This is a genomic window from Marinobacter nauticus ATCC 49840, assembly GCF_000284615.1.
Lineage (GTDB): Bacteria > Pseudomonadota > Gammaproteobacteria > Pseudomonadales > Oleiphilaceae > Marinobacter > Marinobacter nauticus.
The window spans coordinates 65,483-77,261 of record NC_017067.1 but is presented as its reverse complement, the minus strand read 5'-3'; the positions used below and the strand labels follow the sequence as shown (position 1 = coordinate 77,261).

General features: G+C 61.1%; 12 protein-coding genes. 3 read left to right on the top strand and 9 right to left on the bottom strand.

Annotated features, from left to right (window positions below):
• Positions 1–4: 4 nt before the first annotated feature.
• Together MARHY_RS00315 and MARHY_RS00310 are read right to left on the bottom strand one after the other, a co-directional pair.
• Positions 5–1,180, bottom strand: a complete 1,176-nt coding sequence (locus tag MARHY_RS00315) for a type III PLP-dependent enzyme (RefSeq protein ID WP_014420053.1) — start codon at positions 1,178–1,180, stop codon at positions 5–7.
• Between the two features lie 170 nt (positions 1,181–1,350).
• Positions 1,351–2,169, bottom strand: coding sequence for an ATP-grasp domain-containing protein (locus tag MARHY_RS00310; protein WP_041654406.1), 819 nt, complete (start codon positions 2,167–2,169; stop codon positions 1,351–1,353).
• A 153-nt stretch (positions 2,170–2,322) separates the two neighbouring features.
• Here MARHY_RS00310 and MARHY_RS00305 point away from each other — a divergent pair, with 153 nt between their 5' ends.
• Both MARHY_RS00305 and MARHY_RS00300 read left to right on the top strand, forming a co-directional pair.
• Positions 2,323–2,688 carry a DUF6746 family protein gene (locus tag MARHY_RS00305; protein WP_011783655.1) on the top strand — a complete coding sequence of 122 codons (366 nt, stop codon included), beginning with the start codon at positions 2,323–2,325 and terminating at the stop codon, positions 2,686–2,688.
• Between the two features lie 54 nt (positions 2,689–2,742).
• Positions 2,743–3,621: an eIF2B alpha/beta/delta subunit family protein gene (locus MARHY_RS00300; RefSeq protein WP_014420051.1), complete on the top strand. Its 879-nt coding sequence runs from the start codon at positions 2,743–2,745 to the stop codon at positions 3,619–3,621.
• Here MARHY_RS00300 and hrpB read toward each other — a convergent pair.
• From hrpB to MARHY_RS00265, 7 genes are all read right to left on the bottom strand, one after another.
• Entirely contained in the window at positions 3,575–6,049 is a 2,475-nt protein-coding gene (gene hrpB, locus MARHY_RS00295; protein WP_014420050.1) for an ATP-dependent helicase HrpB, read from the bottom strand. The two genes, MARHY_RS00300 and hrpB, sit on opposite strands and share 47 nt — an antisense overlap.
• Before the next feature lie 43 nt (positions 6,050–6,092).
• Positions 6,093–7,295, bottom strand: coding sequence for a YbfB/YjiJ family MFS transporter (locus tag MARHY_RS00290; RefSeq protein WP_014420049.1), 1,203 nt, complete (start codon positions 7,293–7,295; stop codon positions 6,093–6,095).
• 82 nt (positions 7,296–7,377) lie between these two features.
• Positions 7,378–8,034, bottom strand: coding sequence for an SCO family protein (locus tag MARHY_RS00285; protein ID WP_011783651.1), 657 nt, complete (start codon positions 8,032–8,034; stop codon positions 7,378–7,380).
• A 32-nt stretch (positions 8,035–8,066) separates the two neighbouring features.
• Entirely contained in the window at positions 8,067–8,987 is a 921-nt protein-coding gene (gene cyoE, locus MARHY_RS00280) for a heme o synthase (RefSeq protein ID WP_014420047.1), read from the bottom strand.
• On the bottom strand, positions 8,984–10,090 hold the full coding sequence (locus MARHY_RS00275) for a COX15/CtaA family protein (RefSeq protein WP_014420046.1): 1,107 nt from the start codon (positions 10,088–10,090) through the stop codon (positions 8,984–8,986). The genes cyoE and MARHY_RS00275 overlap by 4 nt, the downstream gene beginning before the upstream one ends.
• Positions 10,091–10,105: 15 nt before the next feature.
• Positions 10,106–10,747, bottom strand: coding sequence for a redox-active disulfide-containing membrane protein (locus MARHY_RS00270; RefSeq protein WP_011783648.1), 642 nt, complete (start codon positions 10,745–10,747; stop codon positions 10,106–10,108).
• Positions 10,728–11,477 (bottom strand): SURF1 family protein, encoded by a 750-nt coding sequence (locus MARHY_RS00265; RefSeq protein ID WP_011783647.1) that lies wholly within the window; start codon positions 11,475–11,477, stop codon positions 10,728–10,730. Before MARHY_RS00265 ends, MARHY_RS00270 begins: the two co-directional genes overlap by 20 nt.
• A 97-nt stretch (positions 11,478–11,574) precedes the next feature.
• On the opposite strand from MARHY_RS00265, the gene MARHY_RS00260 reads away from it, so the two are divergent.
• On the top strand, positions 11,575–11,778 hold the full coding sequence (locus MARHY_RS00260; protein ID WP_011783646.1) for a twin transmembrane helix small protein: 204 nt from the start codon (positions 11,575–11,577) through the stop codon (positions 11,776–11,778).
• Position 11,779 lies beyond the last annotated feature (1 nt).

Below are 11,779 nucleotides of genomic sequence, written 5' to 3'. Positions count from 1 at the left end.
TCGGTCAGATGTAGTAATCCTTCAACGGAGGAAAGCCGTTGAATTCAATGGCACTGTAGGTGGTGGTATAGGCCCCGGTCGACAGCCAGTACATCCGGTCTCCGATCGCCAGATTCAGCGGCAGCGGGTACTTGTGATGCTCGTACATGATATCGGCACTGTCACAGGTCGGTCCGGCGATCACACAATCCTCACCTTCACCGCTTTTCTCGGTCCAGATCGGAAACTTGATGGACTCATCCAGGGTCTCGATCAGGCCGGAAAACTTGCCGACATCGGTGAACACCCAGCGGTGCAGGGCAGTGCGGGATTTCCGTGAAATCAACACCACCTCACTCACCAACACACCGGCATTGGAAATCAGCGATCGCCCCGGCTCGATGATGATCTCGGGCAGGTCGTCACCAAAATTCTCGTGCAGGAAACGGGCAATCTCCTCCGCGTACACCCCCAGTTCATTGGTTCGGGTAATGTAGTTGGCCGGGAAACCACCGCCCATGTTGATCATCTTCAGCTCAATGCCGTCTTCTTCCTTAAGGCGCTCGAAAATCACCTTCACCTTGTTCAGGGCAGCGTCCCAGGCACCGATTTCGCGCTGCTGGGAACCTACGTGAAACGACACACCATAAGGTACCAGGCCCAGATCACGAGCCAGTATCAGCAAATCCATGGCCATATCGGTCTGGCAGCCAAACTTGCGGGACAAAGGCCAGTCGGCGGTCAGGGTGCCTTCAGTCAGAATACGCACATACACTTTTGAGCCCGGGGCAGCCTTGGCAATGTTGCGCAGGTCTGCCTCGGAATCCGTGGCATACAGGCGCACACCCTTTTCGTAAAAGGTGCGAATGTCTTTCGCCTTCTTGATGGTGTTGCCGTAACTGATGCGGTCGCCGGTCACACCGAGGGCCATCACCTTGTCCAGTTCATACACCGAAGCGATATCAAAATTCGCACCTTTGTCCCGCAGCATGGTCAGAATCTGCGGGGCTGGGTTGGCCTTCACCGCATAATAGACCTTGGCGTAAGGAAACCCTTCCACCAGCTCTTCGTACTGACGGTCAATGGTCTGGGTGTCGATCACCACAAACGGGGTTTCCTTGCCGTCGGCAAAGTCCTTGATCCGCTTGAAAGTCTCGGCACTGTAGTAGTCGGCGATATCGGCGTTAGGCGTCTGGATCATGGGTGGTGTGTCCCTCCACAGGGTAAACGGGCATAAAAAAAGGGTAGCACAGACTGGCTGTATTACCCGTGAATGGCGCGATCATCGGGCCTTTTTCCAATCACCGCAAATGCGCAGTTATACCCATAAATCCGGTGACCGAAACCGGACCTATGGCACAGTATTCTGTGTCACACCGCTACTGGCCACAGCGGCGTTGGTTCGGTGGGACCATCCGGGTCCTGGGGCCGACTCTGGCGCTGCAGATAATCCAAGATGGCGTCTTTCAGATCACTGCCCTGACCCAGGCCCTGATTGCCGAACAGGCGGTTGAATTCCAGCACATAGGGATAGCCTTCCACCAGGGCGATATCAAAGCCGGCATGGTCTACTTCCAGTTCCCGGGCCAGGCGCAGGGCCAGATCGGTAGCCGCCGTCGGCACATCACCAGCCACAATCTGGCCACCCCTGGCCACGTTGTTGTAGAACCCCTGCTCCGACTGGGTACGCCAGTAGGCGGTCACCACTTGATCACCCACCACGACTACCCGCACATCCCGATCGATCGGCAGGTACTCCTGCACGTAGAGCACGTCTGTGCGATCACAATACTTCAGCCAGTCGGCTCGGGACTCGATCAACCACACACCTTCGCCCATGCTGGCCTTGGGTAGTTTGGCCACGAAAGGCAGGGCCATGGTGTCCCACAGCATGTCACGTTCCTGTGGACCATTGGCTTCAATCAAGGTCCAGGGTGTGTGTTCCGGCGCCACGGTCTGAAAGGCGCGGGTCATTTCCACTTTGTCGTGACCAATGCGATAACTGGCGATACTGGGGAACACCCGGCACTTCAAGCCATGCACCAGGGCGTTGATCTGCCAGTATTCCGGGAACAGTACCCAGTCCGCCTCCTGCAACAGCGGCTTGTGGCGAAGGAAATGCTCGGGCTTCAGTACAGTGGTGTCGGGAAAGCCAAGGGTACGGAACACGTTGAATGAGACAAGGTGCATGGTGACAGCCGCACAGAGTGAAAATTGGCTGCATTTTATCCAGCTTTGGAACCCTGGCAAGGGTTATTTTATGCGTAAATTGACCGATCTCATGGTCACAGTTAATGATACTGACAATAATTCGCATTAGTTATCACTAATGAGGAACTGACCATGACAAAACACCTGATGCTGGCCGCTGCCACCCTGCTGTTCACCCTTCCGGCCTTCGCCGATGATGAGTACGATCACTACAAAGGCGAACCCTCGAAAACCCTGGAACAGGCGGTGGCCAATTTCTCCGAGTACAACAACCGGCTTGAGCAGGTGTTGGCCGGTGATCTGACACCAGAGGCCATGAGCGAAGTCCATCAGCTCACCTACACTCTGGAAAATGCCCTGGGCAAACTGGACCATGAGCTGGAGGACATTGCCGAGCGGCTGGAGAAAGTGCACAAGGCTTCCGAGCACGCGGCCCCGGATACCGTGAAAGAGCAAGGCGCGGTGTATCTGGAAAAGAGCCGGTCCATCATCCGGTAACGGCCACGGGCTGCTAAGCTCCGGTTATTACTCGCTGACTAACCGGAGCCAGCCATGGGCACCCCCGAACCCGATTTCCCGGCCCGCAAGATTGTCGAAACCGTACGTACCGATAACCAATCCGGTGCCGCCCAGCTGGCAACCAGAGCACTGACGCTGTTGCGCCAATGGCTGGCCGCGGGTGAAGTATCCCCGGATACTCTCAAAAAACTGCTTAACGATCTTGCCGGAGCCCGTCCCAGCATGGTGCCGCTGGCCAATGCCATGGAACGGGTGCGTCAGAGCCTAATAGGCAGCCAGGACGGTGCTTCTGCGGCTGAACAGGCGCTGCCCGTGGTGGACTCGGTTCTGGAGCAGATTGCCTCCGCCAACCATCGTGTGGCGGAAATCGCCACGACACGGATTCCGGAGCGGGCCAGAATTTTCACTCACAGCCGTAGCTCCCAGGTACTGGCAGTGTTCCGTTTACTGGTAAAGCAGGGCCGCAACTTCTCGGTAATCTGTACACAGGGTAGTCCCGGTAACGAGGGCTTTACCCTGGCCCGTGAACTGGATGAACTGGGCGTGCCAGTGACGGTGATCACCGATGCCCAGATGGGGCTGTTCGTTCCGAAGGCGGACGTGGTGCTGTGCGGCTGTGACACCTGGCTGGCCGATGGCCACTTTCTCAACAAGGCGGGCAGTTATCCGCTTGCCTTGCTGGCCAGGGCCGAAGCAAAACCATTCTGGGTATTGGCAGACAGTTTCAAGGACAGCACGGCTTCACATAATGAAGTCACACTGGAAGAAATGGCGACAAACCAGCTCGGTGCACCGGCCGGCCAACACATTACCGTTCGCAACCTTTTTTTTGAGCCTGTTCCGGTGCAGCTGATCAGTGGACGAATCAGCGAGCAGGGCGTTTTTTCGTTCCCTGCTGAGCCTGGGCCGTGAGTGGATCTTCCGGCCAGGGGTGTTTCGGGTAGCGGCCCCGGAGTTCTTTTCGTACCTGTGGATAGGCGTTCTGCCAGAAGCTGGCGAGATCTGCCGTGACCGCCAGCGGGCGCTGAGCCGGGGACAGGAGGTGGGTTACCACGGGCACCCGGCCGCCCGCCACCGTCGGTGTTTCAGTCCAGCCAAACAGGGCCTGCAGCTTGGCAGCCAGCACCGGGCCATTGTCGGCAGTGTAATCCAGCGTCACCTTCTGGCCGGTGGGGATGGCCAGAGCTTTCGGAGCCAGTTCATCCAGTTCTTGTTGCTGTGGATAAGCGAGCAGGCTGTTCAGAGCGGATGTCAGATCAATCCGGGCCAGATCCGACCACCGCTGCATGCCGGCCATAAACGGCGCCAACCAGCTTTCCACACCGGCGAGCAGGGCAGCATCCGTCACATCCGGCCAGTGACCGGGGAACTGTGTGGCCAGTAACTGCACCCGGGCCTGCCACTGGCGGGCGGCCTCGTTCCAGGGCAGCCGATCCAGTCCTTTGCGACGGACGGCATCCAGCAAACCCTGCTGGATCAGTTCGGGGTCCACCGCTTGCAACGGCCTTTCCGCCAGTATCAGGGCGCCAAGCATGCGTATGTGACGCGCCACCACCGTGCCCCGTTTGTCGTCCCAGAGGGCTTCTTCCCGTTCTTGTATGTGCGCAGCCAGGTCCTGCTCCAGATCCCCCAGATCCACTGGCGCCGCCAGATAAATCGTCGCCTCACGGGCCTTACCGTCCAGGTCCGCAGCCACCAGCCAGTCCTCCCGGGCCAGCGGATCATCGTCCCTCAGGCTCGCCCCCTTGCCATTACTGAGCTGGTAGCGCGGCGCCTCGCCCGAACGGCGGCGAGCAATGCGGTCCGGATAAGCCTGGGCTAACACCCGGCCCACCTCGGTAGCAACGGGTTCGCTCCGTGACCCCGGCTCCCGGCACAACCGTTTCGCCGCCTGCCGTACCGCCTGTAACCGGGCCGTATCCAGACCACGGGGTGGCCGTTGTCCCCGTACCACCCGGATCCGTTCGTGCAAATCCGCACCGGAGCCTGGCCCCAGCAAATCACGCTCTTCCAGCAATGCCGCCAGTTCCGCCGCCAGCTGGCCAAATCCCAGGGCCCTGCCCCGGAGAACCATATGGGCCAGACGAGGGTGCATCCCCAGATCCCGGGCGGCCTTGCCGTGATCGGTAATAGCACCGTCAGCATCCAGCAAATCCAGCCACTGCAATAAATCCACCGCCTGCTGCCAGTGGGCTTGTGGCGGCGCATCAATCCAGGCCACCTGATCCGGTGAACGAGCCCCCCACTGGGCCAGCTCCAGTACCAGCGGCGCCAGGTCCGCCTCCTGAATCTCCGCTGGCGTGAACTCAGCCAGCCCAAACTGCTCCGACTCGCTCCATAACCGGTAGCACACCCCCGGTTCGACCCGTCCGGCCCGGCCTTTACGCTGCTCGGCAGAGGCTTTGGACACCCGGCCGGTGATCAGGCGGGTCATGCCACTGTTGGGATCAAACACGGCCCGGCGCTGCTGGCCGGCATCAACCACTACCCGAACACCTTCAATGGTGAGGCTGGTCTCAGCAATGGCGGTCGCCAGCACCACCTTGCGAGAACCGTCCGGGGGTGGCGCAATGGCCCGATCCTGTTCTTCAGACTTGAGGTTGCCATACAAGGGTGCCAACACCACGTTTTCCGGTAGTTGTCCCGCCAGCTGTTGCGCCACCCGGCGAATTTCACCGGCCCCGGGCAGGAACACCAGCACCGAGCCAGCCTGGTCTCCCAGGACCTCCAGCACCACCGCCGTTACGTGATCCACCATCCGGGCACTGCGGGACAGGGGCCGATAAAGGACATCCACCGGAAACGCCCGGCCTTCACTGGAAATCACCGGCACGTCCCCCAGCATCTTGGCAATGGGCGCGGTATCCAGTGTCGCGGACATCACCAGAAGGCGCAGGTCTTCTCGCAGGGCCTGCTGGCTCTCACGCACCAGTGCCAGCCCCAGATCGGCCTGCAGGGAACGTTCATGGAATTCGTCAAACAGAACAGCGGCATAGTCTTCCAGCATGGGGTCGGTCTGGATCAGGCGGGTGAGTATACCCTCGGTCACTACTTCGATCCGGGTGGTGCCGGAGACCCTGGTATCCAGTCGGGTGCGATAGCCCACCGTCTGCCCGGGCGCCTCTCCCAGTTGCCGGGCCATATACCGCGCTGCCGACCGGGCCGCCAGTCGGCGGGGTTCGAGCATCAGGATTTTGCGGCCATCGCGCCAGGGCGCATCCAGCAGCGCCAACGGTACCCGGGTGGTTTTACCCGCGCCGGGCGGCGCCTGGAGCAAAGCGGTGGTGGTCTTTGCCAGTGTGCGGGTCAGTTCTGGGAGGATGCCATCAATCGGGAGCATGGTACTGGGTGCTTGCCGGAATGTGGCCGCAGTTTACCATGCCTCAGGAGCGGGCATGCCAGGCTTCAGGCCGGGGCACGAAGAACGCGAATACCAGGCCAAACGCCAGCGCTGCCACCCCGATGCCGAAAGCCGACACCAGGGTACCGCCGGCATCCAGCCACTGTTTGGTCAGCCAGGGGCCGACCATCTGGGTAAAGCCATACAGTGCCACCATCGCTGCCGACAGGCGCGGGCCCTGATGCGGATGCAGCGCGCGCCCGATGCGCTGGGTCAGCAATACCGTGCCCAGAAAGGTGCTGCCGACCAGGGCGGCACATAACACCAAGCCCCAGGCGCCAGGCCAGACCACGGTGGCCAGCACACCGGCCAGTTGAATCAGAAAATTCAGGCGAAGGGCGGGCAAGTCTCCCATCAGGGCCCCCAGTTTGTTCCACAGCCAGGGCGCCGGGATGGTGAACAGGGCGACGATCACCCAGGTGCCGTCCAGCAAGGCGTGGCCCTCAGGCAGTTCCAGTTTTGCCAACAGGGGCAGGAAGGTCATGGGCAGGATGTAACCCAGGCCCGCCCCGGCATAGGACAGAAACAGCGGGATGCTGGCGCGATCCAGCAACGGGGTATTGACCACCGCCTTACCGGCGTCATCATGCTGGCGCACCGGTACCTCCAGTTGCCGTAACTGCATGGCACCCCACCAGGCTAGGGGAATCGACAACAGGGCAGCTGGCCACCAGCGCTCCGCGCCCTCCAGCAGGCTGGCGGTTCCGGTAACCAGGCCGCTGGACACCAGCAGCCCTACACCAACACCGATATAGACCAGACCGCTGAGAGAGGCCCGGTTGCGCATTACCAGCCATTCCAGAATCAGGGCTGGCGCCTGGACGAATACCACGCCGTTAGCCACACCGTTCAGCCAGCGGGTGACAGAAATCACCGTCAGCTGGTCGGTCTGGGTCACGATCAGCGTGGTCACCACATGAACCGCCAGGAAAAGAGGCAACATCAGCCGAATCTGGTCGATTCTGTGCCAACGGATGGCCAGCATTGCCCCCATCAGATAGCCGAGGTAGTTCCAGGTGGCCACCGCAGCTCCGTCCGGCGCGTTGAACTGGTTATCGGCCACCAGGTAGGGCAACAACGGGGTGTAGATGAATCGGCCAAGGCCGTGGACAACCAGCAAAACCAGGCTACCGGCGAGCAGAACCGTAAACAGTTGCCTGGGGGTGGGGGTGTTTGCAGAAGTCATGGCAGAGGCCCGGTCGTCAGGTTATCAACGGAAACCGGGTAGTGTAGGTGACTAACCAATGCTTGTCAGTGAGACCTTCGCCTCAGCCTGGCTGGCGATTGGCGTTGGCCCACTGGTAGATACGCTCAAAGGCTTCGGCCAGCTGTTCCGGCTTGTGGGGTGGCTGGATCAGCGCCTGAACGTCGCCGTCCGGATTAAGCAAGGCAAAATGCCCGCTGTGGTCCACCAGCAACTCGCCATTCACCTGCCTGTGCACAAACACCGCGCTCACGCTCTTGGCGACCTGGCGCAGGGTGTCCAGATCGCCGGTCAGGCCGTGGAAATGCTCACCAAAGAAATCAGTGTAGGCCTTCAGCTTCGCCGGGGTATCATGCTCCGGGTCTGCCGAGACCAGCAGATAGTCCGGTTGGGGTAATTCCGGGGACAGCAACTGGTCGGTGCGGCGCAGATTGGCCATGGCAGCGGGGCAGATGTCCGGGCAATTGGTGTAGCCCACGAACACGAAGGTCCACCGGCCCCGGAGATCTTCCCGGGTGACCGTCTCACCTTCCTCGTTGGTCAGAGAGAACTCCACCAGGGGCCGTGGCTGGTCGTAGACATAGGCGTTGTACTGGCTGAGATCCGGCGCCGGTGCCGGTTCGCCCCCCACCAGAAAGACCTGCCGTCCCACTGTCAGGCCGAACACCAGCACCACCAGCAACAACAGAACAAACAACGTGATCCGAATCGACCGCCCCATAGGGTCTCCCAACCAGGCTTAACCCCGGCCAGTCAGGCCGGGACAAAGACAAAATGATCTACCAGCAACACCACAAACAACGCCATCAGATAGGTGATGGAATATTTGAAGGTGTTCAGCGCTACCCGCCGGTCGTCACCGCGCAGCAGGCGAACAGCATATTGCAGGAACCTCAAGCCTAGCGCCAGGGCGCCCACCAGGTAAATACCACCGGACATGCCTGTGACAAACGGTAGCAGGCTGACGGCCAGCAGCATCAGGGTATAGAGCAGAATATGCAGTTCGGTGTAGCGATTGCCGTGGGTCACCGGCAGCATGGGAATACCGGCCTTGGCGTATTCCTCCTTGCGGTGGATGGCCAGAGCCCAGAAATGCGGTGGCGTCCAGGCGAAGATAATCAGCACCAGCAACAGCGCGTGCCCTTCCACCTGGCCAGTGACCGCGGTCCAGCCCAGCAGTGGCGGCATGGCGCCGGCCAGCCCGCCGATGACAATGTTCTGTGGCGTCGCCCGTTTCAGGAACAGGGTGTAAACACCGGCGTAACCCACGAGGGAGGCCAGCGTCAGCCAGGCGGTCAGCTCGTTCACCTGCCACACCAGCACGACCATGCCCAGGGCCGCCAGCACGGTAGCAAACAGCAGGGCGTCCAGCGGCGCAATCCGGCCAGTCGCCACCGGGCGTTTGCGAGTGCGGGCCATCACGGTATCAATCTTCTGATCCACCACGTGGTTCACCACCGCAGCCGCCCCGGCCAGCAAGGCAATACCCAGGTTGCCGAACAGCAGCACGCTCCAGCCGGGCACGCCCGGTGCTGCCAGCAGCATGCCGATCACCGAGGTAAGAATCATCAATGCCACTACCCGGGGCTTGGTCAGTTCCAGGTAATCGCGCCAGGAAATAGGGCTCGCATGCGTTGAATTCTGGATCGGCAGCGCCTTCACTTGCTCGCTCATGCCGTAACCTCCCGGTTTATGGTTGTTGTATGAGGTGCGGGGGATAGTGCTGGCAGGGCCAGCTGATGATGCCGCCAGATCAGGTGCACCATCGACAGTAACAGGCCGGCGCCCATGGCGTTATGGGCAACGGCGACGATCAGGGGGATGTGCAGCCAGACGTTGGTCAGCCCCAGACAGAACTGGAGCACCAGGGCACCGCCCACCAGAGCGATGGCCCTGTCGAGACCGCTCTGGGCTCGCTGGCGCCACAGCAGCCCCAGCAATATGGCCAGATAACCCAACACAAGAACCGCGCCCAGGCGATGGCTGACATGAATAGCAACCCGGCCATCGCTGGTCAGCTGGCCGCCCAGATAGTTGGGACCAACATGTTGGGTGATATCAAATCCATGCTGAAAATCCATGCCCTCGGGCCACCACTGACCCTGACAGGTAGGCAGATCGGTACAGGCAACGGCGGCGTAGTTGGCTGCCGTCCAGGCCCCCAGGGCAATCTGGGCAATGACCAGCAGCAAACCGCCGTACAGCCAGGGTCGGAGTCTTGCCAGGGATGCCGCCATCGCCGGTCGCGGCGCCTCACTTTCCCGTGCCCGCCGCCGGAGCCGCAGGGTCAGCAACAACAACAGGCTCAGGGTGGTAAATCCGCCCAGCAGATGCAGGGCCACCACCTGGGGCCAGAGCTTGAGGGTAACCGTCCACATGCCGAACGCGGCCTGCAACACGATAAAGCCGGCAATGAACAGCGGCAGTTTGACCGGAAGCCCCGCTCTGCGGTTGCGCACCGAGGCAATGGCCAGCCCGAATACCAGTAGTCCCAAGGTACCGGCGGCGTAGCGATGAATCATTTCTGGCCAGCCCTTGGAGACATCCACCGGGGTCTCCGGGAAACGGGCATTGGCAATGGCGATGCGGGTTTCATCCTGGGGCACGGTCAGAAAACCATAACAGCCAGGCCAGTCCGGGCATCCCAGGCCGGCATGAACCAGCCGTGTCCAGGCACCAAGCATGATCACCACCACTGCCAGCAAACAGGCCAGGGTAGCCCAGAACGCCAGTTTCTTTGCTATTGCCCGGGATTGCTCCGGAGACATCGCCGTCATACCGCAGGCCTCCCGTTAGCCAATCTGTGACAGTTTCAGCAGGTGCTTCAGATCTTTCAGCAGCTGTTTGCCGGTATGTTCCCTGCCATAGTGCATCATCACATTGCCAAACGGGTCGACCAGAAGGATTCTCGGTTGCTGCTCCGGGTTGATCCCGGCGGGCCATGCCGGTGTCTTGCCAGCGGCCGGTTGCAGGCGCTCCATCAACTGGTACTCATCGGACCAGCGCCGCTCCAGATCCGCCGGTACCGTGCCCAGATAGGCGGCACGACCAACACGCGGCGCGTTCTTGCCAAGCGCAACGTTAACCTGGCGAGCCAGATACAGCAGCTGCTCGCAGTCTTCCGCACAACGCTCCGAGGCCACCAGCATCAGCCATTTCGGGTCGGCGACATCAACACCAAAGCGGGCCTGCAGGGGGTTCCCCGCAGCGGTTTGCAGATTCAGCTCTGCCACCGGCACCGGCGGTTGCACCAACTGCCCCTGATTGCTCTGACCGGTCGGGTTAAGCCAGCCGGTGTAAAACATGACCGTCGCCACCAGCATGGGGCCGAACCCCACCGCAAAGAGCAACATGGCGGTGCGCCGGCCCCGCCTGACCTGAGCCGGGCTCGGGCCATCAGAATGAGAGAGAGAGTCAGCCGTTGTCGTTGTCATTGTCGGCTCCTGCCTTGGGTCTTTCGCTGTCTTTTTTATAACTCGCCACCAGAGTCAATATAGTCAGTGCTACCGCCAGTGCAAACCATTGGGCGGCGTATCCGTAGTGCGTCTGCGGGCCCATCACATCCGGCGCCCGGTCCGCCCGGTATGCACCCGGCTGCTGGCTGTCGGCAAGGTGAACAATCATCGGGGCCGGCGTCTTACCCAACGCCCGGACACGGCTCTCAGGCAACGCCTGAATCCGTCTCGGCCAGCCGGGTGTATCGGGCTCCTGCGCCCCCAGCACCGGCGGTTCCGGATAGGCCGCCAGCCGGCCCTGAAGGGTGAACAGAGGCTCAGGCGTCAGCACTTCCGGTAGTTGCTCACGACTGGCCGGTGCCGGCACCCAGCCCCGGTTGACCACCACCAAAGGGCCTGAGAGCGGCTCAAAAAGCGTCAGGACTTCGTAACCGGCGCGGCCGTCCCGGGTCCGATTGTCCAGCAACCAGGTCTGCTCCCGGTACCAACCGGTCAGGGTGACCGGTTGGCCCTCCTGCCATCCATCTGCAGCCGCCACATCCTGCCAGTCCCACCCGGCGCTTTCTGAATTCCAGGTCCGCAGCAGACTGGTTTTTTCCGCGGCGCGGTTCAGCTGCCAGACGCCCAGACTGATCAGCAGAGGCAGAAAGACACCGCTGAAGACCAGCAGGCGCCAGTCGAACTGCCAGCGGCGGGAGCTGAAACCCACTTAGCGCCGCTCTGCTATAGTGAAGTAACAAACCGGGGCGTTGTTCCCGGCACCAGAATGCTCAACAGGCTGCGGACCTGAAACAACCGGATTCCTCATGTTAAAACTTGCCATTGTCGTACTGCTGTTCGCCGTCATTATCAGCCTGTTCAGCGGGCTGTTTTTCCTGATTCGGGACGGCGGTAAAACCAACCGTGTGGTGAACTCACTGGCGGTGCGGGTCTCGCTCAGCGTGCTATTACTGGCCGTGGTGCTGATCGCGCTCTGGACCGGCGATCTCACCCTGAACCCGACGCCCTGAC

Bases quoted from the DNA above. Each gene is read 5' to 3' on its own strand.
- MARHY_RS00315 (WP_014420053.1), bottom strand. From the start codon at position 1,180: ATGATCCAGACGCCTAACGCCGATATCGCCGACTACTACAGTGCCGAG.
- MARHY_RS00310 (WP_041654406.1), bottom strand. From the start codon at position 2,169: ATGCACCTTGTCTCATTCAACGTGTTCCGTACCCTTGGCTTTCCCGAC.
- MARHY_RS00305 (WP_011783655.1), top strand. From the start codon at position 2,323: ATGACAAAACACCTGATGCTGGCCGCTGCCACCCTGCTGTTCACCCTT.
- MARHY_RS00300 (WP_014420051.1), top strand. From the start codon at position 2,743: ATGGGCACCCCCGAACCCGATTTCCCGGCCCGCAAGATTGTCGAAACC.
- hrpB (WP_014420050.1), bottom strand. From the start codon at position 6,049: ATGCTCCCGATTGATGGCATCCTCCCAGAACTGACCCGCACACTGGCA.
- MARHY_RS00290 (WP_014420049.1), bottom strand. From the start codon at position 7,295: ATGACTTCTGCAAACACCCCCACCCCCAGGCAACTGTTTACGGTTCTG.
- MARHY_RS00285 (WP_011783651.1), bottom strand. From the start codon at position 8,034: ATGGGGCGGTCGATTCGGATCACGTTGTTTGTTCTGTTGTTGCTGGTG.
- cyoE (WP_014420047.1), bottom strand. From the start codon at position 8,987: ATGAGCGAGCAAGTGAAGGCGCTGCCGATCCAGAATTCAACGCATGCG.
- MARHY_RS00275 (WP_014420046.1), bottom strand. From the start codon at position 10,090: ATGACGGCGATGTCTCCGGAGCAATCCCGGGCAATAGCAAAGAAACTG.
- MARHY_RS00270 (WP_011783648.1), bottom strand. From the start codon at position 10,747: ATGACAACGACAACGGCTGACTCTCTCTCTCATTCTGATGGCCCGAGC.
- MARHY_RS00260 (WP_011783646.1), top strand. From the start codon at position 11,575: ATGTTAAAACTTGCCATTGTCGTACTGCTGTTCGCCGTCATTATCAGC.